Raw genomic sequence first — 26,691 nt, 5'->3', positions numbered from 1 at the left:
GACCCGCACCCGGTTCAGCGCAGCCTGCGCGGCCCGGTGTCCGGCACCGCGGCCGAGCGCCCCACGCTGACCCGCGCCCCGGTCACCCGCACTCCGCGCGCCGAGGCCAGCACCGGCTGCAGAGTCAGCTCCCGCACCTCCGGCAGGTCCTCCACCAGCGTCGCGACCCGCAGCACCAGGTCCTCCAGCGCCGCCAGGTCCGCCGGTTCATCGCCCCGGTAGCCCGCCAGCAGCGGCGCCGCCCGCGGCGAGCGCACCAGCGCCGCCACGTCCACATCGGTCATCGGCACCGCCCGGTAGGCCTTGTCCCCGAGCAGTTCGCTGGCCACACCGGACAGCCCGAAGGAGACCAGCGTGCCGAACGACGGGTCGTCCATCAGGTCGATCACGCAGGAATGACCGCGCCCGGCCATGTTCTGCACGTACACCTCGGCCGTGTCCGACACCCGCAGCAGGTCCGCGTACGCGGCGCGCACCGCGTCCGCGTTCACCAGGTCCAGGCGCACCCCAACCAGGTCGGCGCGGTGCCGCAACTGGTCGTCGGCGGCCTTCAGCACCACCGGGAAGCCGAGCTCGGTCGCCGCGCTCACCGCGTCCGCCTCGCTGCACACCCGGCGGAACGGCACCAGCTCGATCCCGTAGTGCGCGAGCAGCTCCACCGTCCGCTCGTCGTCGAGCCGCACCTCCCCGTCGGCCAGCGCGGCCTCCACCAGCCGCCGCGCCCGCTCCGGCGCGATGCCCTCCGGGCGGGCGAAATGTCCCTGCGGCGCGGCCCGCCACCGCGCGTAACGCGTCGCCCTGGCCAGCGACAGCACCGCCCGCTCCGGGCTCGGGTAGGACGGCACCGAACCCCAGCCCGCGGAACCGTCCGGCCCCGGCACCGCCAGCTCGTCCGGCACGCCCTCGGCCGCCAGGAACGTCGTGACCACCGGTTTCGTCGCCGCGACCGCGGCCTCCTGCAAGGCCTCCCGCAGCGCCCGCGCGTAGGCGGTGCCCGGCACGGCGACCGGCGGCACGAACACCGTCACCAGCGCGTCGACCTCGTCGGACAGCGCCGCGGTGCGCACCGCATCGGCGAACTCCTCCGGGCTCGCCGACGCGCCCACGTCCACCGGCTCCCCCGCCAGGCGCAGGCCCTCCGCCTGCGCGACGTCCGCAGCCAGCATGCCCAGCGCCGAGGAGTTGCCGACGATCGCGACCCGTTCCCCAGCGGGCAGCGGCTGGTGGGCCAGCAGCAGCGCCGTGTCGAACATCTGCGCCACCGACTCGACGCGGATCACCCCGGCCTGCTCGAACAAGGCCTGCACGCTCGTCTCGTCGACCTGCACCGAGGTCGCGGCGAGTCCGGGGCGCACCGCGTTGCGGCCCGACTTCACCACCACGATCGGCTTGGTACGCGCCAGCCGCCGGGCCAGCCGGGCGAACTTGCGCGGGTTGCCGAACGACTCCAGGTACAGCAGCACCACGTCCGTCGCAGGATCCGTCTGCCAGTACTGCAACAGGTCGTTGCCCGAGACGTCGGCGCGGTTGCCCGCCGAGACGAACGTCGACAGACCCAGGCCCCGCTCGGTCGCGGTCGCCAGGATCGCCACGCCCAGCGCTCCCGACTGGCAGAAGAAACCGGTGCGGCCGGACCCCGGCAGCCGCGGCGCCAAGGTCGCGTTGAGCCGGTACCGGGCATCGGTGTTGACCACGCCCAGCGCGTTCGGGCCGACGACCCGCATGCCGTGCACCCGCGCCGCGCGGACCATGCGGCGCTCGATCGCGCGGCCGTCCGGTCCCGACTCGCTGAACCCGGAGCTGACGATCACCAGCACCTTCACGCCCTTGGCCAGGCACGCGTCCAGCACCTCGTCCACGCCCGCCGCCGGGATCGCGACCACCGCGAGGTCCACGTCGTCCGGGATGTCCAGCACCGACGGGTAGGCCCGCACGCCGCGCACCGCCCGGTGCTCGGGGTTCACCGGGTACACCGGCCCGGCGAAGTCCGCGGTCAGCAGGTTGACGAGCACCGCGTGGCCGATCTTGCGGTGGTCGGTGGAGGCGCCGATCACCGCGACCGACCGCGGGTGCAGCAGGTTGTGCATGCTGCGCGCCTCCGCCGCCTGCTCGCGGGCCCGCGCCACCGCCAGCGACTCCTCGGTCGGGTCGATGTCGAACTCCAGGTGCACGACGCCTTCCTCCATCGCGCGCCGCACCTGGTAGCCGGCGTCCCGGAACACCCGCACCATCGCCGAGTTCTCCGCGAGGACCTCCGCGACGAACCGGCGCAACCCGCGCTCCTGGGCGGCGGCGGCCAGGTGCTCCAGCAGGATCGAGCCGAGACCGCGGCCCTGGTGCTGGTCCTGCACCACGAACGCCACCTCGGCCGAGTCCTGGTCGTCGAGCCGGTCGAAGCGCCCGACCGCCACGATGTCGTCGCCGAGCAGCGCCACCAGGGCCACCCGGTCCCGGTGGTCGACGGTGCTGAACCGCTCCACGTCCCGCTTCGGCATCCGCGGGTAGGGGCCGAAGTAGCGGAAGTAGCGAGTGCGGTCGCTGAGCCTGCCGTGGAAGGAGATCAGCTGGTCGGCGTCGTCCGGCGAGATCGGGCGCAGGTGCACGGTGCCGCCGTCGGAGAGCACGACGTCGGCCTCCCAGCTGTGCGGGTACGGCTTGCCGTCCCCAGAGCCGGGTCGGGACCGGTCGCCGGGCTGATCCGCGCCGGACGGTGGGCCCGCCGGGACCTGGTGGTCGGCGGTGGTGGGGTGGCCAGCGGGGCCGGATTGGTCGGACGGGCTGGATTGGTCGGACGGGCTGGGCTGGTCAGATGGGCTGGACGGGCCGGACTGGTCAGATCGGCCGGGCTGGTCGGGCTTGCCGAGCGGGCCGGACTCGTCCGCCGCGTCGGTCTGCTCGGACCTGGTCCGGTCGGGCCGCTGGGCCCCGGAGTCCGCTCGCGGTCCGGGCGTCGGCCGGGCCTCGTCCCGCCCCGCGTCCGCACGACCGCCGCCGTTCGCCCTGCGTCGCTTCGAGCCGCCCATCAACCAGCACCCTCTCAACCGCACCGGCGTCGAGCAGGCCGGGCGCACAGCGCCGCCGGTGCGGGTGCGCGTGCGCCGCCGAGGTCAGTCGCGGACATCGGCGGGGTCCAGACCGTGCAACGGGAACGACGCGTGCCGCGCGTCCCGGATCGCAGTGTCCACCGTGGACTCGGTCACCCCGGTCCAGGGTACGAAGGTCGGGTCCTCCCCATCCGTCAACGAAGTCGGCAGCGGAACGTTCCCCGCCACCTGCAGCGCGTGCGCCAGCCAGTCCGGTGGCAACGACGTCGCCGGGTCCAGATCGCGGTCCAGCGCGGTCGCCAGCAGGTGGGTCCAGCTGCGCGGCACGACCCGGTGCAGCGCGTAACCACCGCCGCCCAGCGCCACCCACTTGCCGCCCGCGCACTGCTCCGCCAGCTCCCGCAGCGCCTGGTAGCTCGCGCGCTGCCCGTCCACCGACATCGCCAGGTCCGCGAGCGGGTCCTCCCGGTGCGCGTCGGCACCGGCCTGGGTGACCAGCACCTGCGGGCGGAACTCGGCCAGCAGCGACGGCACCACGGCGTGGAACGCCCGCAGCCAGTCCGCGTCGCCCGTGCCCGGCGGCAACGCCACGTTCACCGCGGTGCCCTCCGCCCCGGGGCCTCCGGTCTCGGTGGCGAACCCGGTTCCCGGCCACAGCGTGATCGGGTGCTGGTGCAGCGAGACGGTCAGGACCCGCGGATCGTCGTAGAACGCCTGCTGCACGCCGTCGCCGTGGTGCACGTCGACGTCCACGTAGGCGACCCGCTCCACGCCCTGGTCGAGCAGCCAGGCGATGGCCACGGCGCAGTCGTTGTAGACGCAGAACCCGGCCGCCCGCTCCGGCATCGCGTGGTGCAGCCCGCCGGCGATGTTCACCGCTCGGTCGGCCTTCCCGGACAAGACCTGCTCGGCGGCGGTGATCGAGGCTCCGGCGACCAGTGCCGACGCCTCGTGCATCTGCTCGAAGATCGGGTTGTCCTCGGTGCCGAGCCCGTACCCGATGTCCCAGGCCGCGGTCGGCGCGGCGCGCACCGCCGCCAGGTAGTCCGGGCGGTGGACGCGCAGCAGTTCCGCCTCGGTGGCCGACCGCGGCGGCACCGGTGTCACGCCGTCGAGCACTCCCAACGACCTGGCCAGCCGCATCGTGAGATCCAGCCGGACCGGGTGCAGCGGGTGGTCACCGCCGAGGTCGTAGCCGAGGACCGACTCGTCCCACACCACAGCGCACTGGTTGCCCATGAGCCGGACGCTACCCGGCCCGTGGCGGCGCTCACAGTGGTCCGGAACACAGCCCCGGGCGGTCATTCCGCGAGCGGTCGTGCCCGTCAGCCCGGTTCGTCCCCCGTCTTCGCCGGCCGGCCCGGATCGGACGACCACTGCGACCAGGAACCCGAGTAGAGCGCGGCCGGATTTCCCGGACCGCTCAGGCCCGCGTGCTCCAGCGCGAGCAGCGCGGAGCACGCGGTGATGCCGGAACCGCAGTAGGCGCCGACCGGGCCGTCGGCGTCGACGCCCAGCTCGCGGAACCGTCGCGCCAGTTCCTCCGGCGCCCGCCAGGTCCCGTCCGCGGTGACGTTGTCGGCGAACGGGGCGTTGCGCGCCCCGGGGATGTGGCCGGGCCGCGGGTCGACCGGTTCCACCTCACCGCGGTACCGCTCGGGAGCGCGGGCGTCGAGCAACCGACCCGCCGCGGCCAGCCGGGCCGCCTCGTCGGCGTCGATCACCGGCAGCGAACCGGGCACCACCTCGAACTCGGTGGGCACGACCTCCGGCAGCTCGGCGGTGACGGGACGTCCGCCGCCGACCCAGGCCCGGTAACCGCCGTCGAGCACCCGGACCCGCGGGTGACCGGCCCAGCGCACCAGCCACCAGGCGCGCGCCGCCGCGGACCCGTCGGCGGCGTCGTACACGACCACCTCGCGGTCCGCGGCGACCCCGGCTCGGCGCAGCACCGCCTGCAGGTCGTCGGCGGCGGGCAGCGGGTGCCTGCCACCGGGACCCGGTGGCGCCGCGAGTTCGGTGTCCAGGTCCACGAACACCGCGCCGGGGAGGTGGTCGCGCTCGTAGGCCTCCCGGCCGGGTGGCCCGAGCAGGCTCCACCGCACGTCCAGCAGCACCGGCGGGCGCGCGCCCGCCAGCGACTCGGCAAGATCGTCTGCACTGATCAGCGGATCCATCGGACCTCCTGGATTGCTCGGGGACGGAACGGCTCGGTGAAAGGGGCCGAAAGCATGCTCCAACGGCGGAAACGCCTGCTCGGAAGCCACCGACCGGCGGTACGGCACCGGGACTAGAATCACAGGTGGGACCGCAAATCGGGGAGCCAGCGTGAACGATCTCATCGATACCACCGAGATGTACCTTCGCACCATTTACGACTTGGAGGAGGAGGGCGTCGTCCCGCTGCGCGCCCGCATCGCGGAACGCCTGGAGCAGAGCGGGCCGACCGTGAGCCAGACCGTGGCCCGGATGGAGCGCGACGGCCTGCTCACCGTCGCCGAGGACCGGCACCTGGAGCTCACCGAGGCCGGCCGCACCCGCGCCGTGCGCGTGATGCGCAAGCACCGGCTCGCGGAACGGCTGCTCGTCGACGTGATCGGCCTGGAGTGGGAACACGTGCACGACGAGGCGTGCCGCTGGGAGCACGTGATGAGCGAGGCGGTCGAGCGCAAGCTCGTCGCGCTGCTCGGCAACCCGTCCACTTCCCCGTACGGCAATCCCATCCCCGGTCTCGAAGAGCTCGGCGCGGAGCCGGCGACCGCGGCCATCGGTGAGTCCGACCTGAAGCGGGTCGACGAGATCGCCCGCAACGGTGGCGGCCAGGCAGTGGTGTGCCGGATCGCCGAGCACGTCCAGCTCGACCCCGACGTGATGAGCGAGCTGAAGCAAGTCGGCCTGATGCCCGCGGAGAACATCGAGATCGTGCCGGTCACCGGTGTGAACAAGCCGATCCAGGTGACGGGTCCCAAGGGCAGCACCCAGCTCGCCCCCGGCATCGCCCACGCCGTCCTGGTCCGCGCCCGGTGAGCCCCGCCGAGACCGCCGCCGAGGCGTTCGCCACCGAGCACGGGCGCGCTCCCGAGGTCGCCTGGTCGGCACCCGGCCGGGTCAACCTGATCGGCGAGCACACCGACTACAACGACGGCTTCGTGCTGCCGATCGCGCTGCCGCACCGGATCGCGGTGGCCGCGTCGCCGCGCACCGACGGCGTGCTGTCCGTGGCCACGCTGGGCGACGACGGCGTGCTGCACCGGGCCGAACCGGCCCCGCTGGACGCGCTGGCCCCGGGTTCGCAGACCGGGTGGGCCGCGTACCCGTCCGGCGTCGCGTGGGCGCTGCGCGGGCAGGGCGTCGAGGTCACCGGTGCCGATCTGGTCATCGCGGGCGACGTCCCCGCCGGAGCCGGACTGTCCTCCTCCCACGCGCTGGAGTGCGCGGTCGCGCTGACGCTGCTGGACCTGGCCGGCCGCCCCGCCGACGGCCCGGACGCCCCGGCGACCGCCGACATCGCCCGCTGGGTGCAGATCTCGGAGAACGACTTCGTCGGCGCCCCCACCGGATTGCTGGACCAGACCGCCTCGCTCAGCTGCACCGAGTCGCACGCGCTGTTCTTCGACGTGCGCTCCGGCGAGCTGGAGCAGATCCCGTTCGACACCGCGTCGGTGGGCCTGGAACTGCTCGTGATCGACACCCGGGCGAAGCACTCGCACAGCGAATCCGGCTACGGCGAGCGCAGGCGCGGCTGCGAGCACGCGGCCGACCTGCTCGGGGTCAAGGCGCTGCGCGACGTGTCGCTCGCCGAGCTCGACGGCGCGCTGGAGGTGCTCCCGGAGGAACTGCGGCCGCTGGTGCGCCACGTCGTCACCGAGAACGAGCGGGTCGTGACCACCGTCGCCGCGCTGGACGCCGGAGAGCTCGCCTCGATCGGTCCGCTGCTGACCTCCTCGCACGTGAGCATGCGCGACGACTACCGGATCTCCTGCCTGGAACTGGACGTTGCGGTGGACGCCGCGCTGGAAGCCGGTGCGCTGGGCGCCCGGATGACCGGCGGCGGGTTCGGCGGTTCGGCGATCGCGCTGGTGCGCGCGCAGGACCGGGAGGCGATCGGGCAGGCCGTGCTGAGCTCCTACGCCGAGCAGGGCCTGACGGAGCCGCGGCTGTTCACCGCGATCCCGGCCGCCGGCGCCGGCCGCGACCGCTGATCCGGCCCCGCGACGCGGCGTGGCCTTCGAGTTCGACGTACCAGGAAAGGCAGAACCTCCGTGAAGCTCCTCGTCACCGGCGGTGCGGGATATGTGGGCAGCGTGTGCGCGGCACGCCTGCTGGAGAACGGTCACCAGGTGACCGTGGTCGACGACCTCTCGACCGGCCACGCCGACGCGGTGCCGCCGGGCGCCACCTTCGTGCAGGCCGACATCGCCGAGGCGGCCGGTGACCTGCTCGCCGACGGCTACGACGGCGTGCTGCACTTCGCGGCGAAGTCGCTCGTCGGCGAGTCCATGGAGGACCCGCACAAGTACTGGCAGGGCAACGTGCTCACCTCGCTGCGCCTGCTGGAGGCGGTCCGCGAGCACGGCACGGCGCGGCTGGTGTTCTCCTCCACCGCCGCCACCTACGGCGAGCCGGACGTGGTGCCGATCCCGGAGGACGCGCCGACTCGGCCGACGAACACCTACGGTGCGACGAAGCTGGCCATCGACCACGCGATCAGCTCCTACGCCACGGCGCACGGGCTGGGTGCGGTGAGCCTGCGCTACTTCAACGTGGCAGGCGCGCACGGCGCCTTCGGCGAACGGCACGCCGTCGAGACGCACCTGATCCCGATCGTGCTGCAGGTCGCGCTGGGCAAGCGCGAGCAGGTGCAGATGTACGGCACCGACTGGCCCACCGAGGACGGCACCTGCGTCCGGGACTACATCCACGTCACCGACCTCGCCGACGCGCACCTGCTGGCGCTGGAGAACGCGCGGCCCGGCGAGCACCGGATCTACAACCTGGGCAACGGCACCGGGTTCTCGGTGCAGCAGGTGATCGAGACCTGCCGCGAGGTGACCGGGCACCCCATTCCGGCCGCAGTGGCGCCGCGGCGCGCCGGGGACCCGGCGACGCTGGTGGCGGCCAGCGACCGCGCCCGCGAAGAGCTGTCCTGGAAGCCGAAGCTGGCCGACCTGTCGGTCATCGTGCGCGACGCCTGGGAGTTCACCCGGGCTCGCGAACAGGGCTGAACCCCGCCGGTGCCCGTTCGCCCCGCGACCGGGCACCGGCCGGTCCGGCCGAGTGCGCACCGGCGCGCGGTGCCTGATCGTGGCGATCATGAGGACTCCTCCACTTCGATCATGAGCTGGGCATCGGTCATCGCGTCCTTGGCCACCTCGGACAGCTCCTTCGGCGAGATGCCCCGTTCGAGGGCCTGCCGCAGCAGGGTGCCCAGCGAGTGCTCGGGCCGGGCGGCCTCCACGCGCTCCAGCGCCACGCTCGCCATCGCCCCCTCCCCGCGCAGGTAGGCCGAGAACGCCAGCAGCGCGGCCACGTCGGCGACCTCGGGTTCCGGAGCCTTGCGCACCAGGCTCAGCCACAGCTGCTCGGCCGCCATCGCCGACTCGCCCAGCGCCACGCCGAGGCACAGGTCGCGCACCCGCTGGTCGTTCAGCGCGAGCAGGACGCGCAGCTGGTCGTCCTCGGTCAGCGCCTCGCCCGCCGCCGTCCGGCGGATTCCGGCGAAAGCGGTGGCCACGTCGTCGTGCACGTCGGTGCCGTCCCGCTCGGCGTCCTCGAGCAGGCTGTTCAGCCGGGCCGCCCAGCGGGCCGTGGTCCGCTCGGATTCGGGCGCCACCAGGTCCTGCAGTTCCCGGCGGCTGTCGAAGGTGACCGACCCGGACGCGGCCATCGCCGCGCTCAGCGCGGTGCGCTTGGGGTCCGGGATCTCCCCGCGGCAGGGCGGGTCGTCGTAGCAGCGCCAGGGACCGCCCGCGACGAGCCGGTCGGCCCAGATCTCGTGCAGCACGTCGATGCCGGCTGCGGCGAAACCCTCCCGCAGCAGCAGGATCAGCTCGCGGTGCGGGACGTCGTCGTCCACTTCGGACTCGTCCGGCTCCGACCGTGCGCCGCGGTCCGGCTCGGCGTGCGCGTCGGCGGACGGCTCGGGTTCGCCGCCCGGCGGGCCGTGCCCGCCGCCACCGTCCGGCCCGACGGCCACGACGATGACGCGATCGGCTCCGCGCCGCACCATCGGGCCCGCGGAGAGGTAGTCGATGACCGACCGTCGGTGTTCGGGCGGGGGCAGGTCGATCCGCAGCGTGAGGCAGAACGTCCCGAGGTCGCCGTCGGTGCGCAGGCCCAGCAGCACCAGGGAACCGGTCGGCGTGAACCCGAGCAGATGCGGAACGGCGGCGAGGATCTCGCCCGCGTCGCCGAGGTGGATGCGTGCGTTCAGCGGAGTGGTCATACCCAGAACATCGGGCAGCCCACCGCGGTCGCCGCAGGGTGGATTTCAGATCTGTGGATGAATCGGCGCCCTGTGGAAGAATTCCCCGGCACAGCGGGAAGAACTCACCTCCGGGTGACAGCGAATACGGTGGTCTTCTTCACCCCGTTGATCGTCACGCTCAGTTCTCCCTCCCCCGGGCGCACCCCGGTGAGCACCCCGGTGTCCGGATCGAACGCGGCCACCGCGTTCGGCCCCGCTTCCACCACCGGTCCGATGTGGACGGATCGGCCCGCCCACTCCGCGCTCACCGGATACCGCACGGGCACCGACCGGCCCTCCTGCGCCAACCGGGCCGCCACCTGCGCCGTGCCGCCCGCCGCGACCGGCGGCACCGGCAGCTCGATCCGGTCGACGCGCGGCCTCGTCTCCCAGCGCACCGGGCCCCGCCGGTCGCCCGGATCGATCCGCAGCAGGCTCCACCCGGTGAAACCGCCCGCGTCCGGCGCCGTGGCGGGCCGCTTGCCAGCGTTGCCGTTCACCTGCCGCGGAACACCGTCCACCGTGGAAGAGTGGAAGGTGCCGGCATGCCCGGCGACCAGCACCGCGGGCTTGCCCGAATCCCGCCGGAAATCGGCCAGCCACCGGCCGAGCAGCTCGGCCTCCTTCGGGTCCTCCAGCTGGGAGGCGTCCGTCGGACCCGGATCGCGCAACGGGTGGTGCAGGAACACCGACACCGAACGGACCCGCGGATCCCGGGCCGCGCCGTCCAACGCCGACCGCAGCATCCGGACCTGGTCGAACCCGCCGCCCAGCAACGAACCCGCCGAGGAGTCCAGCAGCACCGCCCTCGTCCCGGCCACGTCCGCCACCTGGTGGGTGGCGCCGAACTCGGCGGCGAACTCGCGCAGGTCCCCAGGTCCCGAAGCCTCGTGGTTGCCCGGCACGTAGTACCAGGGCACCCGATCCCCCACCTCCGACTCGATCACCCGGCGCGCCAGGTCGAAATCGGCCGCGGTCCCCCGGTCCACCAGATCACCGTTGATCACCAGCGCGTCCGGCCGAGCCGCCACCGCCTCGCGCAACGAGCGGCGGGCCGCCGCCACCAGCGGACCATCCGGTTCGTCGGCGGTGAACTGGGCGTCGCTGACCACCGCGATCCGCGCCGCACCCGGCGCGGGCGGCAACGTCCCGTTCCGCACCACCGACCGGTCCTGCGGTTCCGCATCGACCGGCACCTGCAGGTCCGGAGCGACCAGCGCGGTCAGGTCGTCGAACACCAGCCGGCCCGAGTACTGCCGTGCACCGTCCGGTTCGACCGCGTAGATCCGCTGCAACCGCACCGAACCGGAGGTGCCCACGGGCAGCGGCGCCTCCACGTAGCGCCACCCCGTCCAATCCACGTTCCGCGCCCAGTCCACCGTCGTGGCCACGCCCGCGGAATCGACCACGGAACCGCGCAGCCACGCGCCGCGGCCATCACCGTTCACCCACATCCCGAGCCGCTGCGTCCCCGGCCGCAGTGGGAGCGGTTCGGCGGCGTCGACGTACGCGGCTCGGGTCGTCGTGGCACCCGTCAACGAGTAGTCCAACGCCAGGCCGGGAGTGCCCGCGTGCCCCGGTGCCTCGTGCAGCGACGCCGACACCTGCTGCGGGAACACCGACGCCGCCCAGCCCGCCGGACCGTCCAGCGGCGCCAGCGGCTCCGGCCGCGACCCGGTGGTGACACCGAGGTGCGCGGTCAGGTCACCGACGCGGACGGTCACCGGCGACGTCGCCGACGGTGCCAGCGCCGCCACCGCGAACCCGTCGCCGTCCGGTTCGATCCGCACCGCGTCGTGGTCGTACTCCAGCCGCACGTCCGCCGGTTCCACCCAGGTCCGGAAGCCTTCGGCATCCTGCCCGAGCACCTGGAAACGCCCCCGCGCCCCCTCGTCCGGCAACTCGACCCGCCGCACGTCGGTGGTGATCGAAGCGGGTGGACCGAGGACCACCAGGTCCGCGGAGCCTCGCGCACCGGGCGCGCTCGCGGTGACCGTGGTCGTGCCGGGGGGTCCGGCGTGCAGCACTCCCCCGGTCACCCGGCCGCCGCCGATCGGCGACACCGACCACCGCGGCTCCGCGGGAACCGGCGCCCCGGTCTCGTCGTGGCCGTGCGCCGCCACCGCCCGGCTCAGCCCGGACAGCACCCGTTCCCCTTCGGACGGTTCGACCCGGAAACCGCGCAACCGCCCGCTGCCCACCGCCGTCGCGAATCCGATCCCGTTGGGCACCGGGCGCAGCTCGCCGTCCGAGGGCGCATTGCGCACCTCGGCCGATGCCGCGCCGCGCTCCCGCGCCAGCAGCGTCGACGAACCACCCCCGTCGAGGTTGATCGCGTCCGACGCACCCAGCTCCCGCAACCGCTCGGCCAGTTCCCGTTCCGTCGCTCCGCGACTGTCGGCCTGCCTGCCGTCGATGGTGACCAGCCACATCCGGGACCCGTCGGCGGAGAACCCCGCCGCGGTCCGCGGGTGCAGCGCGGTGTCGTCGACGGGCTGCACCGCCCCGTCGCGCAGCAGCACTTCGTTCCCGCCGATCGCCACGTCCGCCGGGCCGTCCGTCCGCGGCCGGTACCGCACCGAGACCCGATCGCCCGGCCGCAGCGAGCCGAGCGCGGCCGCCCCGGCACCGGTTCCGAGCAGACGCACCGAGCCCGCCGGTACCGGTCCCTCCGCCGGAACGGGCCGCACCTGGGACACCACGTCGCCCGCGAGCTCCACCTCCAGCACCGGGGCCGAACCGTCCACTGCGGACTTCCGCGAAGCAGCTCCCCAGTACGACGTGTAGAGCCCGATGCCGTCCGCCGCGACGTGCGGGGAGTTCAGGTCGGTGATCGGCGTCGTCCCGCCATCGGGCCGGGTCAGCTCCGCGGCCAGGAACACCTGCATCAAGCGCCCCGCGGATCCGCCGACCGCGGCGACGTCGTTGTGCCCCGCCGCCGGTGCGGACAGCAGCTCACCGCCCGACATCGCGGCGCCCAGCGGGGCACCGGACGCGTCGATGTCGAAGAAGTCGCCGTTCACCCCGGCGACCGCGCCGGAGAGCTGCTCGGTCAGCGGAGCCCGCGCCGACGCCGAACCAGGACTCAGGTATTCGGCCCGCAGCCCGGCCCCGGCCAGGTCGGCGGTCAGCACGTCGCCGCGCACCCAGCCCTCCGGCTCGTACCGGTCGAACTCGGTCAACCGCAGGCCCGGCGCGATCTCCGACGTCTCCCGGAACGTGTCGAAACCGTCCGGGCCGGCCGATCTCGTGGTGGCCGAGCGGACGCTGACCGGTCCGCGCTCGGCGGCGGAGGCACCGGGAACGTCCTCCACCGGCGGTGGCCCCAACGGCGCCGCGCTCGCGGCGGGTGCGGTCATCGCACCGGCCAGCACCGCCCCCGACAGCCCCAGCACCAGACCGCGCGACCTCATGCGCCCTCCCCGATCACCCCGGAACCTCGGCGCACCAGCAGACCGCACCGGCACGACCGGAGGCGAGCGCCCAGCTGAACAACACTCGAACAGCCCACACCGATCACCGGATGCGGTTCCGCGATGATCCGGTTCCACCGCAGCCGCCGGTAGAGTCGGCCACGACGATCCGGACCAGCAGGAGGATTCGGCCATGCGCAGCGTTCCGCCCGCCCTGCTCAGCTCGGCAGGCCTGATCGGCGGTTTCGCCGTCACCCGGGTGCAGCGGCACCGCTCGTGGAGCGGGCTGGTCGCCGGAGTGGGCGGCCTGGCGGCGGTGGAGAGCTGCCGGCGGCGCAGCGGTGCCGGGCGCGCGCTGCTGCTCGGCGGGGCCTACGCGGCCGGGCTCGCCGGTTCGCACCCGCTTGCCCGGCACATCGGGGCGTGGCCCGCGGTCGGCACCGCGACCGCCGGAGTCGCCCTCGCGGCACACCTGCTCTCCCGCCACGACTGACCACCCCGTCGGCAGGTCCCGACATGCGAAGAGGGTGGCCCGGCATCGTGCCGGACCACCCTCCGCGTCGGCGAGGCACCGCTACCCGCAGGCCAGCGCCTCGTCATCGGGTCAGCTGCAACCCGAGGTGGAACCGCAGCCCTCGCACAGGTAGCAGGAGCCGGACGGGCGCATCTTCGTGCCGCAGGTCATGCACAGCGGCGCGTCGGCGGCCTTGCCCAGCCGCAGCTCCAGCAGCTCGGTGGAGCTGCCCGCGCGGTGCTCGTCGTCCTCGCCCCGCGATCCCGCGACCGAGGAGTCCACCGTGGACCGCATGGTGTCCAGGTCGACCTCGCCACCGCCGGTGGAGCCCGAGTCGTACTCCGCAGTCTGCGCGGTGCGCTCGTCGGAGGTGAAGATGCCCAGCTGCGCGCGCTTCTCGTAGGGCAGGTAGTCCAGCGCCAGCCTGCGGAACAGGTAGTCGAGGACGCTGCCCGCCATCCGCACGTCCGGGTCGTCGGTCATGCCCGCCGGCTCGAAGCGCAGGTTCTGGAACTTCGAGACGTAGAACTCCAGCGGGATGCCGTACTGCAGACCCACCGAGATCGACATCGAGAAGGCGTCCATCACGCCCGCCAGCGTCGAACCCTGCTTGCCCAGCTTCACGAAGATCTCGCCGAGGCCGCCGTCCGGGTACGAACCGGCGTGCAGGTAGCCCTCGGCACCGCCCACCGTGAACGAGACCGTCTGGCTCGGGCGCTTCTTCGGCAGGCGCTTGCGGACCGGGCGGTACTCGATCTGCTTCTCGACGGCCTTCTCCGCGGAGGCCTTGTCGCCCTTGCCCGCGGACAACGGCTGGCCGACCTTGCAGTTGTCCCGGTAGATCGCCAGCGCCTTGAGGCCGACCCGCCAGCCCTCGAAGTAGATCTCCTCCACGTCGGCGACCGAGGCGGCCTCCGGCATGTTGACCGTCTTCGAGATGGCGCCGGACAGGAACGGCTGCACCGCGGCCATCATCCGCACGTGGCCCATCGGCGCGATGGAGCGCTCGCCCATCGCGCAGTCGAACACCTCGTAGTGCTCGGGGCGCAGGCCAGGGGCGTCCACCACGTGGCCGTGCTCGGCGATGTACTCGACGACCGCCTCGATCTGCTCTTCCTGGTAGCCCAGCGCCTTCAGCGCGCGCGGGACCGTCTGGTTGACGATCTGCATCGAGCCGCCGCCGACCAGCTTCTTGAACTTCACCAGCGCGAGGTCCGGCTCGACCCCGGTGGTGTCGCAGTCCATCATCAGGCCGATGGTGCCGGTCGGGGCCAGCAGCGAAGCCTGCGCGTTGCGCCAGCCGTTGCGGGCACCGATCTCCAGGCCGTCCTGCCACACCTTGGTGGCCAGCTTGTGCACGGCCACGTCGTTGCGGTGGTAGGTACGGACCAGGTCGTTGGCCGCGGCGTGCTTGCGCATCACGCGCTGGTGCGCGTCGGCGTTGCGGGCGTAGCCCTCGTACGGGCCGACCGCGCCGGCCAGCTCCGCGGAGCGCTTGTACGCGGTACCGGTCATCAGCGAGGTGATCGCCGCGGACAGCGCACGGCCGCCGTCGGAGTCGTACGCGTGCCCGGTGGCCATGAGCAGAGCGCCCAGGTTCGCGTACCCGATGCCGAGCTGGCGGTACTTGCGGGTCGTCTCGCCGATCGCCTCGGTCGGGAAGTCCGCGAAGCTGATCGAGATGTCCATCGCGGTGATGACCAGCTCGACGGCCTTCTCGAACAGTTCCGCGTCGAAGGTCAGGTCCGAGCGCAGGAACTTCATCAGGTTCAACGAGGCCAGGTTGCAGCTGGAGTTGTCCAGGTGCATGTACTCCGAGCACGGGTTGGAGGCCGAGATCCGGCCGCTCTCCGGCGCGGTGTGCCAGTCGTTGATCGTGCCGTCGTACTGGATGCCCGGGTCGGCGCTCTCCCACGCCGCCTTGGCCATCTTCCGGAACACGTCGCGGGCCTGAACGGTGTCCACGACCGAGCCGTCGGTGCGGGCGCGCAGGTTGAACGGCCCGTCGCTCTCCACGGCGCGCATGAACTCGTCGGTGACGCGCACCGAGTTGTTCGCGTTCTGGTACTGCACCGAGGACATGTCGGCGCCACCGAGGTCGACGTCGAAGCCCGCGTCGCGCAGCGCGCGGATCTTGCCTTCTTCCTTGGACTTGGTCTCGATGAACTCCTCGACGTCCGGGTGGTCCACGTCGAGGATGACCATCTTCGCGGCCCGGCGGGTAGCGCCACCGGACTTGATGGTGCCCGCGGACGCGTCCGCACCGCGCATGAACGACACCGGACCGGAGGCGGTGCCGCCCGAGGACAGCAGCTCGCGGGAGGAGCGGATCCGGGACAGGTTCAGGCCCGCGCCGGAACCGCCCTTGAAGATCAGGCCCTCTTCCTTGTACCAGTCGAGGATCGACTCCATCGTGTCGTCCACGGACAGGATGAAGCACGCGGAGACCTGCTGGCGCGAGCTGGTGCCCACGTTGAACCACACCGGCGAGTTGAAGCTGAACACCTGGTGCAGCAGCATCCAGGTCAGCTCGTGCTCGAAGATCTCCGAGTCCGCCTCGGTGGCGAAGTAGCCGTGCTCGACGCCGGCGCGCACGTAGGTGTGCACGACCCGGTCGATCAGCTGCCGCAGGCTGCCCTCACGCTGCGCGGTGCCCTGCGCCCCCCGGAAGTACTTGCTGGTCACGATGTTGACCGCGTTCAGCGACCAGAAGTCGGGGAACTCGACCCCGCGCTGCTCGAAGTTGACCGAACCGTCGCGCCAGTTGGTCATCACCACGTCCCTGCGCTCCCACGACACCTCGTCGTAGGGGTGCACCCCCTCGGTGGTGTAGACGCGCTGCACCCGGATGCCCTCGGTACGGGCATCTGAATCCGGCTCCCCCGCGGCGCCGGCCGGGCTGCCCACGGTCTCTGTCATGACCTGTCCCTCTTCCCTGTTGCTCGCTCGTGCGTTCCCGGCACCGTCCGGGGTGTTCCCGGAGTGGTGCCGGTGCATCCCACCCGCATTCGACGGCTCGCGCCTGACGTGCCGCCGCTTCGACCTAGCCACCGGTGCTCCCCTCGGCGACCTGCGCGACCGCGCCTGCGCCGGCTGCGGCCCGGAGGTCGGCGATCTCCTCCTCGAAGTCCTCCACGGAGGAGAACGCCCGGTAGACGCTCGCGAACCGGAGGTACGCCACCTCGTCCAACTCCCGCAGCGGCCCCAGGATCGCGAGTCCCACCTCGTGGCTGGACAACTCCGACACACCTCGGGAGCGGACCGCGTCCTCGACGCGGTGGGCGAGCTGCTGCAGCGCGTCCTCCTGCACGGGACGGCCCTGGCAGGCGCGCCGCACCCCCCGCACCACCTTCTCGCGGCTGAAGGGCTCGGTGACGCCGGAGCGCTTCACCACCGACAGCACGAGCTCCTCGATCGTGGTGAACCGGCGACCGCACGACGGGCAGGATCGCCTGCGTCGGATCGCCTGGCCCTCTTCGACCTCGCGCGAGTCGACCACTCGCGAGTCATCGCCTCGGCAAAACGGGCACCGCATCGGACTCACCCCCTCCCCGGCATCATCGTCATCCACACCATCGAGCCCACCGGTGCCACTCACGTTAGGTGGACGCGCGAATACTCCGCGATCGCAACCCATGGAGTAACTACACCGGCGTAACTACTAGATGTTGTGGTCGACTCTAATCCGCCCCCGAAAGGGAAGCAAACCGACCCACCCCGTCCTGCCCGGTCGGGTGACACCGGACCCGACGACCTGCGGAAGCCCTCCCGGCCACCCCCGCGAAACCGCCGGCGGGCCCGCTCGGACGTCAGCCGCGCTGCGCGGGCACCACGAGAGCGCGCCCTAACGCGGGCGCCGCCGGATCGAGCCGGTTGAGCTCCACGATCCGCCCGACGACCGCACCCTGGTCACTGTCCGGAGCGAACCGGGCCGCCACCGACCACAGCGTGTCGCCGTCGTCGACGCGCACGACCGCAGTAGCATCCGGCACCGGCCGTGCGCCCGAGTCGAGCGCGAGCAGGCCGAACAGGAGGACTCCGACGAATGCGCAGGCACCCACCGCGGCCAGCCACGCGCACTCGCGGATCGCGCCGAACCACCGGGCCCGCGCGGATACGAGGACGGGAGCGGACGGAGCCGCGGCCACCTCGGCGGGGAACACCGGACGACCGCGTTCCCCGCGCGGCCGACCGGCCGGAGCCGTCGACGGTTCCATCGTCGCAGCGCCGGATCGCGACGGGGACATCGCACCGGACATCGCCACCATGAGCACCTCCAGCATCAGGGCCTCGGGGCGGCCCGCTGATCGTTCCATGATCGAAAAGGTGTTCGATCGAACCTGCGTGCGATTGTGTACCAGCGGCACCGGAAAAAGCCAGAGGTGCGGCCAAATTAACTCGAACAGGTGTTTGATCTTCCACTTCACCCCGTCTACTGTGGAAATCGGAGTCACGAGCAGTCCCGTTCACGAGGACAGGAGGCAGTGGTGGTCAGCAACACGACCGAATCGATCAACGGCGAACTCGGCGGCACGTCCGACGGCGCCGGATCGGCGAACGGTTCTCGCGGCGCAGAGGCGATCGTGACCGACATCAAGAGCGGTATCGCGGCGGAGCCGGCGAGTGCGCCCGCGGTCCCCGAGCAGCCCGCCACCGACGAGCTCAGCGACCGGCAGCTCAAGGTGCTCGAGTCGATCCGCAGCTGGATGCGCGACCACGGGTACCCGCCGAGCGTGCGGGAGATCGGCGACGCGGTGGGCCTGACGTCCACTTCCTCGGTCGCCTACCAGCTGCGGGTGCTGGAGCGGAAGGGCTTCCTGCGGCGCGATCCGCACCGGCCGCGCACGGTCGGCGTGCTGGTGGCCGACTCCGAGCAGTCCGAGCTCGCCGGGCGTCCCAAGCCCGCCTACGTCCCGGTCGTGGGCCGGATCGCGGCCGGTGGCCCGATCCTGGCCGAGGAATCGGTCGAGGACGTCTTCCCGCTGCCGAAGGAGATCGTCGGCGAGGGCTCGCTGTTCCTGCTCCAAGTGGTCGGCGACTCGATGACCGACCTGGCGATCACCGACGGCGACTGGGTCGCGGTCCGCCAGCAGCCGGACGCCGAGAACGGCGACGTGGTGGCGGCGATGATCGAGGGCGAGGCCACGGTCAAGACCTTCAAGCGCACCGACGAGCACGTCTGGCTGGTGCCGCACAACGAGGCCTACCAGCCGATCCTGGGTGACGACGCGACGATCCTCGGCAAGGTCGTCGCGGTGCTGCGCCGGCTCTGATCCCCCGCGGCCCGATGGTCGGCGGCGCAGCGGTCGAAAGCCCAGCGATCGAAAGCACAGCGGTCGGCGACTCGTCGGGTGACGGCCCGGTCGGCGTGCTGACGGCCGGCGGCACGATCAGCGACGGCGCATCCGGACGAGGAAGTACAACAGCAGGGCGGCGAGGCCACCGGCGACGACGAGCGCGGGACCGGTGGAGAGCAAGGTCCCGTCCACTCCGGTCTCCTCGTCGGATCCGGGAGCGGACGGATCGCCCGCGGGCGGTGCCAGGTCCTCCGACTCATCGGTCCCCGGCTGATCGGTCCCCGGCACCGGCGCCTCGGTGGACTCCGGTCCGGCTCCGGTGTCGAGCAAGGCCGCGGCACCGGGCAGCACCTGCACCGGCTGGAGACCTTCCGAACTGATCACCAGGGACCCGTCCGGTTCCCAGGCGATCGCCTCGCCCTGCGGCTCCGGCGGCAGCCGCAACGCCACCGGCGGTCGTCGCAGCGCGGCTGGAACGTCGCCGTCCGGAGCGTGGAACAGGTAGACCTCGGTGTAGGTGCGGAGCGCGATCAACGTCCCGTCCCCGCTCACCGAGCCACCCGTCACCAGCCGGGTGCCGATGCCCTTGATCGGGCCGTCCGGCGAGTCGGTGGTGGGCAACGCGAGCTCCCCGACCCGTTCCCACGGCACGGTCCCGTCGGCGACGAGGGGTGCGGCCGGTCGATACACGAAGGCCATGCCGAACGGCTCCTTGGTGACCACGTGCGGCGTGCCGTTCCGGTCCAGCAGGATCGCCTCGGCGTCGTGCGGGCGGTCCGGGTACGTCAGCCGGTACAACTGCGAATCACCGTCCGCCGTCAGCCGGTGCAGGGCCACGGTCGAACGCGCCCGCCGGTTGTCCCCGGTGTCGGCCAACCACACCGCACCGTCCGGGGCCAGCGCCAGGTCTTCGACGTCGTAGGGATCGGTCGGTGAAGTCCACTCCGCCCTGACCTCGCAGGTTTCCCGGTCCAGCAGCGCGACCCGCAGCGAGCTCCCACCGTCGTCGACCGCGTACCAGTAGCGCCCGTCCGAGGCCAGCCCGGACAGCTCGGTCAGGCCCGGGTCGGTGACCCGGCAGCGCTGCACCGCAGCGGGGAGCTCCTGCGCCGCGGCCACCTCCGCGGCTCCGGTGGCGAGTCCGAACAGCACCAGCACCGCGGTCAGCGCGCCGCCCCGCCGCACCGACGGGACCGACCGGCGCGCAGGCGCAGGACGCCCGGGTCGAGGACCGTTCACGCCGAGGATCACCGCGCAGCGGTGGCGGCCCGGACCACGAGCGCGCGGTCACGGGCCGGAACCGGCCGCACGCCGCTCATCCGACGGCGACGAAGGGCTGCAGCGCCCCGGCCAGGTCGGGCCGGACCTTCGCCCGCACCCGGGTGCCGTCGGCCGTGTGCTCCTCGGCCACCAGCTCGCCCTCGGCGTGCACCCGGGCGACCAGCTCACCGCGGGTGTACGGCACCAGCGCGTCGATGAGCACGTCCGGCCTGGGCAACCGATCCGAGATGATCTCGCGGAGGGCGGCGATGCCCTCTCCGCTGTGCGCCGAGACGAACACGGCCCCGGGCAGCAGCTGCCGCAGCTCGGCGAGGCGGGTGGCGTCGACCTGGTCGACCTTGTTCACCACCAGCAGCTCCTCCGGCACCGGCGCGCCGTGCTCCTCGGCGATGTCGGAGACGACGGTGCGCACCGCCGCCACCTGCTCGTGCGGCTGCGGCTCGGACCCGTCCACCACGTGGACCAGCAGATCGGCGCCGGTCACCTCCTCCAGCGTGGAGCGGAAGGCCTCCACCAGCTGGTGCGGCAGGTGCCGGACGAAACCGACCGTGTCGGTCAACGTGTACGGCCTGCCGTCGGGCGTCTCGGCCCGGCGGGTCGTCGGGTCGAGGGTCGCGAACAACGCGTCCTCGACCAGCACCCCGGCGCCGGTGAGCGCGTTGAGCAGGCTGGACTTGCCCGCGTTGGTGTAGCCGGCGATGGCCACACCCGCCACGCGCTGCGCCTCGCGCCGCCCGCGCTTGGTGCTGCGGATGGTGCTCATCGCCTTGAGCTCGTTGCGGAGCTTGCTGATGCGCTTGTGGATGCGCCTGCGGTCGGTCTCCAGCTTCGTCTCACCGGGACCACGGGTGCCGACGCCGCCGTTGGCGCCACCGGCACGACCACCGGCCTGCCGGGACATCGCCTCACCCCAGCCGCGCAGCCGCGGCAGGAAGTACTGCAGCTGGGCGAGCTCGACCTGCGCCTTGCCCTCCTTGGAGCTGGCGTGCTGGGCGAAGATGTCCAGGATCAGCGCGGTCCGGTCGATGACCTTGACCTTCAGCTTGTCCTCCAGCTGGCGCAGCTGGCCCGCGGAGAGCTCGCCGTCGCAGATGACGGTGTCCGCACCGGTGGAGATCACGACTTCGCGCAGTTCCTTGACCTTGCCGGACCCGACGTACGTCGCCGGATCGGGCCGCGGCCTGCGCTGCACCAGCCCGTCGAGGACTTCCGAACCGGCCGTCTCGGCGAGCCGGGCCAGTTCGGCCAGCGAGCTCTCGGCGTGCTCGGCGTCGCCTTCGGTCCAGACCCCGACCAGCACCACGCGTTCCAGCCGCAGCCGCCGGTACTCGACCTCGGTGATGTCCGCGAGTTCGGTGGACAGCCCGGCGACGCGGCGCAGCGAGTTGCGCTCTTCGAGCTCCATCTCGCCGGCGGACGGGTCGTGGAAGCCGGCCGCGTCGTCGTCGAAGCCGAACGGGCCGTCGTCGAGGGAGTCGAAGTGGCCGTCGTCGTAGCGGGAGTCCTCGGGGAGGTCGTCCCGGACGTCATCGGATGCCGTGCGGGCGTTCCCGTCGCGGGTGCCCGCCTCATGTGACCACAGTGCGGATTTCTTCATATCGGCACCATTGTCCCACGGCACGCGAGTGGTTTTCACCCTTCGACCGGGGTGATGGCGGTCAGCCGCCCGCGAGCTGCCGCCACCAGTCCGCGTCGATCCGCCCGCCGCCGACGAGGACGGCGGGTCCGGTGAGCAGCGTGGTCGTGGCGGTCACCTCGACGTGCACGGTGCCACCGGGGATGTCGACGGTGCGGCTGCCGGTCGTCTCGCCGTCGGCGCGGAGGGCCGCGACGGCGGCCGCGACGGTGCCGGTCCCGCAGGAGCGGGTCTCGCCGACGCCGCGCTCGTGCACCCGCATCCGCACCCGTCCGGGTGAGGTGGGGCGGACGAATTCGACGTTGACGCCGTTCGGGAACAGCCCGGTGTCGTGCGCAGGGGCTTCGGCGAGGTCGAGGGCGTCGAGGTCGGCGTCGGTGACGCACGCCAGGTGCGGGTTGCCGAGGTCCACGGCCACGCCCGGGAACTCCCGGCCGCGCAGGGTCGCGGTGGAGTCGCCGAACACGTTCGCCGTGCCCATGTCGACGGTGCTCCCACCGTCCGGGTGGGTGCGGACCCGCCGGAGCCCGGCGCGGGTGCCGACGGGGAACTCGGTGCCGGTGACCAGCCCGGAGTCGACGAGGTAGCGGGCGAAGACCCGGACCCCGTTGCCGCACATCTCGGCGATCGAACCGTCCGCGTTGCGGTAGTCCATGAACCACACGTCCGGGTGGATGTCGCCGGGCGCGTCCGGGACGGCCGCGGTGGGGACGACGCGCAGCACGCCGTCGGCCCCGAAGCCGCGGCGCCGGTCGCAGAGCGCGCGCACGTGCGCGTCAGTGAGCTTCAGCTCGCCGTCCGGGTCGGGCAGCACGACGAAGTCGTTCTGCGTGCCGTGGCCCTTGGCGAACTCTGGTCCTTCGGAAAACCGCACGTCCGCGAGTCTACGTGCGCAGCAGTGCGCGGACGGCGGGCACCGCGTCGGCCGGTTCGGGCACCAGCCACCGGATGCGGTCGTCGCGGCGGAACCAGGAGCGCTGCTTGCGCACGAACCGCCGGGTGAGCCGGGCGGTTTCGGCGGCGGCCGCGGCCATGTCGCCGGAGCCGTCGAGCTCGGCGAGGACCTGCTGGTAGCCGAGGGCGCGGGAGGCGGTGCGCCCGTGCCGGAGGCCCTGCTCGACGAGTGCGCGGACCTCGGCGACCAGCCCGTCGTCGAACATCCGGGTGACGCGCCGGTCCACCCGGTCGTCGAGCTCCGCGACCGGCCGGTCCAGGCCGACGAGCACGGTGCCGTGGCGCGGCGGGCCGGGCACGGGCAGGTTCGCGGAGAACGGTTCGCCGGTGATCTCGATGACCTCCAGCGCCCGCACCAGGCGTCGCCCGTTGGAGGCGAGGATGGCTTCGGCTGCGGACGGGTCGAGTTCGGCGAGGCGGCGGTGCAGCGCGTCCGATCCGCGTTCGGCGAGTTCGGCCTCCCAGCGCGCCCGCACCTGCGGATCGGTGCCGGGGAACCGGAGGTCGTCGAGGACGGCCTGCACGTAGAGCCCGCTGCCGCCGACGAGCACGGGGGTGCGGCCGCGGGCGAGCACGTCGTCGACGGCGGCGCGCGCGTCGCGCTGGTAGGCGGCCACCGAGGCGGCTTCGGTCACGTCCAGCACGTCGAGCAGGTGGTGCGGCACGCCGCGCCGCTCCTCGGCGGTGAGCTTGGCGGTGCCGATGTCCATGCCCCGGTAGAGCTGCATCGCGTCGGCGTTGACGACCTCACCGCCGAGTTCGGTCGCGAGTGCGACGGCGAGGTCGGACTTGCCGGTGGCGGTGGGCCCGACGATCGCCACCGGTCGAGCTGGGGATGCGGCGGACACGGAGGGGACTGTAAGGCCTGCCACCGGTCGGGGGTCGCGGAGGTCGGTCAGCCGGTCCGGGTCCAGACGCCCGCGTGGTAGGTGATGCCCAGCGGGGTGTCGGAGTACAGCGGTTCGGCCCGCCAGGTCCCGCGCGAGGCGGCTCCGGCGGCGACCTGCCAGGCGGCGCGGCTGTGCACGCCCAGCTCGGCGCACTCCCGGGGGTCGAGGCCGAGCAGCGCGGCGCGGTCCACGTCGCGCAGCGCGTGGCGCAGCACCTCGTCGAGGACTTCGGCGCGCGGGTCCGGCGGGTGCGGGGAGCGTTCGTCGCGGTGGCTGCCGCCTTCGGCGAGCACCAGCAGCGCCGTCTCCGGCCCGACCCGGTCCAGCCGTTCACCCAGTTCAGCGGCCTGCTCGGCGGGTGTGTCGGGGTCGAGCAGCCGCATCCGCACCGACGCGGCGCCCGCTCGGGCGCGCAGCAGCCCGGCGATGAGCGCGGGCAGCGGCAGCTCCGGGTCCGGGGTCGTGCGCTGGTGTTCGTGCAGCGAGACGGGGACGTCGACGCCGTACCCGGCGAAGGTGCCCGTCGTGCCCGGCGCGAGTTCGAGAGGACCGGAACGATCTACCCCGACCGCCACCCATTCGGTTGCGGATTCGGTCAAAATGGTGGTGGCGCGCAGGCATGCGCGCCGCACCGGCTCGATCACCGGAGCGGACCGCACGGTCAGTTCGGGGACGAGCAGCGGTGGGTACGGCACCACGGCGATGCGGGTGATCACACCCGTGCACGGTAGAGGTCACGGTCAGCGGTGAGCGGAGCAGGCATCCGATCGGTGGACGCGGGCGTTCGAGGCGCCGGCCCGCGGCCGGTGCGCTCGGCCGGGCGAACCGCGCGGAGGACCGCCGGAATTCCGGCTCGGGTGCCGACCTGTTTGAATGCGCCAGCGGAGATCGGACTCGACGCCCGAGTCCGGATCGCCGCGCACCGGCCCCGCACGTGCGGGGCGCCCGTGCCCGGCACGGGCACCGAAGCGGGTACCCGAGGAGGATTCCGGTCATGACGCACCAGGACACGACCCCCGACAGCACTGCGGGCGCCACGCCCGATGCGGCCGCGGCCGCCGCTGGGACCGGGTCCACCTCGACGGCGCCCTCGGTCCCGGCCGCTTCGGCGCACCCGGAGCAGTGGGGCCGGGTCGACGAGGCCGGCACCGTGTGGGTGCGGACGGCCGACGGCGAGCGCGAGGTGGGTTCGTGGCAGGCCGGTGAGCCCGCCGAGGGCCTGGCGCACTTCGCGCGGAAGTTCGACGACCTGCGCACCGAGGCGGAACTGCTGGAGAACCGGCTCAACAGCCGGTCCGGGGACGCGAAGCAGTCGCTGACCAGCGCCAAGCACCTGCGCGACGGGTTGGCCGATGCCGCCGTCGTCGGTGACCTGGCGGCGCTGGGCGCGCTGGCCGAGCACCTCGTGCAGCACGCCGAGCTGGCCGTCGAGGAGGCGAAGGCGCACAAGGAGCAGGCCCGCACGGATGCGGTGGCCCGCAAGGAGGCGCTCGCCGCCGAGGCCGAGCAGATCGCCGCGGAGGCCACGCACTGGAAGTCCGCCGGGGACCGGTTGCGCGCGATCCTCGAGGAGTGGAAGTCGGTGCGCGGCGTGGACCGCAAGACCGACGAGCAGCTGTGGCGCCGGTTCTCGAAGGCCCGCGACGCGTTCAACCGCAGGCGCGGCTCGCACTTCGCCGACCTGGACCGGCAGCGGGCCGCGGCGAAGGCCCGCAAGCAGGAGCTGGTGGAGGCCGCCGAAGCGCTCACCGAGTCCACCGATTGGGGGGCGACGGCGGCGCGCTACAAGGAGCTCATGGCCGAGTGGAAGGAGAGCGGCCGGGCTCCGAAGGACAGCGATGACGCGCTGTGGCAGCGGTTCCGGGGCGCGCAGGACGCGTTCTTCGCCCGCCGGTCGGCGGCGTTCTCCGAGCGCGATGCCGAGTTCGCCGAGAACGCGAAGCACAAGGAAGCACTGCTGGTCGAGGCGGAGGCGATCGATCCGGGCGCGGACCTGCACGCCGCGCAGGCCCAGTTGCAGCGCATCCAGCAGCGCTGGGACGAGGCCGGGAAGGTGCCGCGCGAGCGGATGCGGGAGCTGGAGGGCAGGCTGCGCACGGTCGTGGACCGGGTCCGGTCGGCTTCCGACGCGCAGTGGCGGCGCACCGACCCGGAGGCGCAGGCCCGCGTCGACCAGTTCCGGGAGCGCGTCGAGCAGTTCGAGGCGCAGGCGGAGAAGGCGCGCGCGGCGGGCGACGCGAAGCGGGCCAAGAAGGCCGACGAGCAGGCCGACCAGTGGCGGGTCTGGCTCGCCGCAGCCGAACAGGCCATGGCCGACCGCTGACCCGAAGCCCGCCCTGCTCCCAGGGCGGGCCACACCAACCCCCACGAAGCGCCTTCTCATCCTGTCAGCGGCGAAGCCGCTGAACAGCGACCACGCACGCAACCGGCCCCGCCGCGGGTTCTCAGCGCTGTCCTCGCGAGGACGGCGTTTTCGCCTGTGGCGGAGCCACCGGTGAAAACGATCCCGCAGCGAGGAAAGCGCTGAGGTTCGGCCACCTCACCACGAAGCAGAGCGAGCAGGGCCGGACATCAAGGCCTGGTCAAGACCACGCGGAGCCATTGGACCGCTAGTACGACCATGCACAACGCCGCCAGGACAAGCCCCCAGGAGGGCCCGCCCGCGGGGGTGGTCTGCCGGGACCAGATGGCGATCATGCCTTCGAAGGACACGATGATCGCGGCCATTCCCGCGACCCAGGCGACGGCCCAGCGGCGGGTGACGAGCGCGAGCGAGCCGATGAGCACGCCGACGATGGTGGCGTTGATCGAGAAGAGCCGGGGCAGCAGCCCGACCTGCAGCGCGGGGTCGGCGTGGCCGAGAAGGATCTGGAGGCCGGTGGCGTCGCCGATCCACGGCAGCAGCGAGCTGGCGACCAGCACCAGGATGACGCCGGCGATGACCACGGCGGTGCTGCCGGGGTCGATGCGGCGCAGCAGTTCGCGTTCGGACCGGGCCCGTTCCTGCCGGTCCGCCTGCTCGGGGGTGTTCGCCTGGTCGGTCGGTTCGGCGCGTTGCACGTCGGTCCCTTCTCGCGAGTCCTCACCCGGTCCGGTGCCGCCGGGGCCGCTTCCCCCAGGCCCGCCGGTGGTCCCAGGCCCGCCGGTCGTCCCAGGGCCGCCGGTCGTCTCGGGGCCGGGGGTGTCGTCCGGTTCG

At 72.9% G+C, this 26,691-nt stretch carries 20 protein-coding genes; 6 read left to right on the top strand and 14 right to left on the bottom strand.

Going from position 1 to position 26,691, the window contains the following annotated elements; all coding sequences use genetic code 11:
* Positions 1–14: 14 nt before the first annotated feature.
* The 3 genes from ABZ805_RS01980 to ABZ805_RS01970 form a co-directional block, all read right to left on the bottom strand.
* On the bottom strand, positions 15–3,023 hold the full coding sequence (locus tag ABZ805_RS01980; protein ID WP_358432938.1) for a GNAT family N-acetyltransferase: 3,009 nt from the start codon (positions 3,021–3,023) through the stop codon (positions 15–17).
* A gap of 84 nt (positions 3,024–3,107) precedes the next feature.
* Entirely contained in the window at positions 3,108–4,283 is a 1,176-nt protein-coding gene (locus ABZ805_RS01975) for an acetoin utilization protein AcuC (RefSeq protein WP_358432936.1), read from the bottom strand.
* A gap of 86 nt (positions 4,284–4,369) precedes the next feature.
* The gene (locus ABZ805_RS01970; protein ID WP_358432934.1) at positions 4,370–5,221 is read right to left on the bottom strand and encodes a sulfurtransferase; all 852 of its coding nucleotides are present in this window, start codon (positions 5,219–5,221) and stop codon (positions 4,370–4,372) included.
* A 151-nt stretch (positions 5,222–5,372) separates the two neighbouring features.
* Here ABZ805_RS01970 and ABZ805_RS01965 point away from each other — a divergent pair, with 151 nt between their 5' ends.
* The 3 genes from ABZ805_RS01965 to galE are packed head-to-tail and all read left to right on the top strand — an operon-like array spanning position 5,373 to position 8,269.
* A complete protein-coding gene (locus ABZ805_RS01965) occupies positions 5,373–6,071 on the top strand; it encodes a metal-dependent transcriptional regulator (RefSeq protein ID WP_358432932.1) in 699 nt (232 codons plus the stop codon).
* Positions 6,068–7,246 (top strand): galactokinase, encoded by a 1,179-nt coding sequence (galK, locus tag ABZ805_RS01960; RefSeq protein ID WP_358432930.1) that lies wholly within the window; start codon positions 6,068–6,070, stop codon positions 7,244–7,246. The genes ABZ805_RS01965 and galK overlap by 4 nt, the downstream gene beginning before the upstream one ends.
* Positions 7,247–7,306: 60 nt before the next feature.
* On the top strand, positions 7,307–8,269 hold the full coding sequence (galE, locus tag ABZ805_RS01955) for a UDP-glucose 4-epimerase GalE (protein ID WP_358432928.1): 963 nt from the start codon (positions 7,307–7,309) through the stop codon (positions 8,267–8,269).
* An 86-nt stretch (positions 8,270–8,355) separates the two neighbouring features.
* Here galE and ABZ805_RS01950 read toward each other — a convergent pair whose 3' ends face one another.
* Both ABZ805_RS01950 and ABZ805_RS01945 read right to left on the bottom strand, forming a co-directional pair.
* Positions 8,356–9,489, bottom strand: coding sequence for a DUF4192 domain-containing protein (locus tag ABZ805_RS01950; protein ID WP_358432926.1), 1,134 nt, complete (start codon positions 9,487–9,489; stop codon positions 8,356–8,358).
* Positions 9,490–9,593: 104 nt separating this feature from the next.
* Positions 9,594–12,923 (bottom strand): phosphodiester glycosidase family protein, encoded by a 3,330-nt coding sequence (locus ABZ805_RS01945; RefSeq protein WP_358432924.1) that lies wholly within the window; start codon positions 12,921–12,923, stop codon positions 9,594–9,596.
* Between the two features lie 193 nt (positions 12,924–13,116).
* Between ABZ805_RS01945 and ABZ805_RS01940 the strand changes: the two genes are divergently transcribed.
* Positions 13,117–13,416, top strand: a complete 300-nt coding sequence (locus tag ABZ805_RS01940; protein ID WP_358432922.1) for a hypothetical protein — start codon at positions 13,117–13,119, stop codon at positions 13,414–13,416.
* Between the two features lie 111 nt (positions 13,417–13,527).
* Here the strand turns inward: ABZ805_RS01940 and ABZ805_RS01935 are convergent, their stop codons facing one another.
* From ABZ805_RS01935 to ABZ805_RS01925, 3 genes are all read right to left on the bottom strand, one after another.
* On the bottom strand, positions 13,528–16,356 hold the full coding sequence (locus ABZ805_RS01935; protein ID WP_358432920.1) for a vitamin B12-dependent ribonucleotide reductase: 2,829 nt from the start codon (positions 16,354–16,356) through the stop codon (positions 13,528–13,530).
* Positions 16,357–16,480: 124 nt separating this feature from the next.
* Positions 16,481–16,972 (bottom strand): transcriptional regulator NrdR, encoded by a 492-nt coding sequence (nrdR, locus tag ABZ805_RS01930; RefSeq protein WP_358432918.1) that lies wholly within the window; start codon positions 16,970–16,972, stop codon positions 16,481–16,483.
* 274 nt (positions 16,973–17,246) lie between these two features.
* Positions 17,247–17,864 (bottom strand): LysM peptidoglycan-binding domain-containing protein, encoded by a 618-nt coding sequence (locus ABZ805_RS01925; RefSeq protein ID WP_358432916.1) that lies wholly within the window; start codon positions 17,862–17,864, stop codon positions 17,247–17,249.
* A 177-nt stretch (positions 17,865–18,041) separates the two neighbouring features.
* Between ABZ805_RS01925 and lexA the strand changes: the two genes are divergently transcribed.
* A complete protein-coding gene (gene lexA, locus ABZ805_RS01920) occupies positions 18,042–18,710 on the top strand; it encodes a transcriptional repressor LexA (RefSeq protein ID WP_358433072.1) in 669 nt (222 codons plus the stop codon).
* 117 nt (positions 18,711–18,827) lie between these two features.
* Here lexA and ABZ805_RS01915 read toward each other — a convergent pair whose 3' ends face one another.
* The 5 genes from ABZ805_RS01915 to ABZ805_RS01895 all read right to left on the bottom strand — a co-directional run bounded on the left by ABZ805_RS01915 (position 18,828) and on the right by ABZ805_RS01895 (position 24,211).
* Positions 18,828–19,919, bottom strand: a complete 1,092-nt coding sequence (locus ABZ805_RS01915) for a hypothetical protein (RefSeq protein WP_358432914.1) — start codon at positions 19,917–19,919, stop codon at positions 18,828–18,830.
* Between the two features lie 130 nt (positions 19,920–20,049).
* Positions 20,050–21,420: a GTPase HflX gene (gene hflX / locus ABZ805_RS01910; protein WP_358433070.1), complete on the bottom strand. Its 1,371-nt coding sequence runs from the start codon at positions 21,418–21,420 to the stop codon at positions 20,050–20,052.
* A 253-nt stretch (positions 21,421–21,673) separates the two neighbouring features.
* Positions 21,674–22,525, bottom strand: coding sequence for a diaminopimelate epimerase (dapF, locus tag ABZ805_RS01905; protein ID WP_358432912.1), 852 nt, complete (start codon positions 22,523–22,525; stop codon positions 21,674–21,676).
* Positions 22,526–22,535: 10 nt separating this feature from the next.
* Entirely contained in the window at positions 22,536–23,453 is a 918-nt protein-coding gene (miaA, locus tag ABZ805_RS01900; RefSeq protein ID WP_358432910.1) for a tRNA (adenosine(37)-N6)-dimethylallyltransferase MiaA, read from the bottom strand.
* A 47-nt stretch (positions 23,454–23,500) separates the two neighbouring features.
* On the bottom strand, positions 23,501–24,211 hold the full coding sequence (locus tag ABZ805_RS01895; RefSeq protein ID WP_358432908.1) for a hypothetical protein: 711 nt from the start codon (positions 24,209–24,211) through the stop codon (positions 23,501–23,503).
* Between the two features lie 278 nt (positions 24,212–24,489).
* On the opposite strand from ABZ805_RS01895, the gene ABZ805_RS01890 reads away from it, so the two are divergent.
* The gene (locus ABZ805_RS01890) at positions 24,490–25,818 is read left to right on the top strand and encodes a DUF349 domain-containing protein (RefSeq protein WP_358432906.1); all 1,329 of its coding nucleotides are present in this window, start codon (positions 24,490–24,492) and stop codon (positions 25,816–25,818) included.
* Positions 25,819–26,066: 248 nt separating this feature from the next.
* On the opposite strand, the gene ABZ805_RS01885 is transcribed toward ABZ805_RS01890, so the two are convergent.
* Positions 26,067–26,555 carry a hypothetical protein gene (locus tag ABZ805_RS01885; protein WP_358432904.1) on the bottom strand — a complete coding sequence of 163 codons (489 nt, stop codon included), beginning with the start codon at positions 26,553–26,555 and terminating at the stop codon, positions 26,067–26,069.
* Positions 26,556–26,691: the final 136 nt, after the last annotated feature.

It is taken from the genome of Saccharopolyspora sp. NPDC047091 (genome assembly GCF_040643635.1).
GTDB lineage: Bacteria > Actinomycetota > Actinomycetes > Mycobacteriales > Pseudonocardiaceae > Saccharopolyspora_C.
This window is presented reverse-complemented; position numbering and strand designations above follow the sequence as displayed.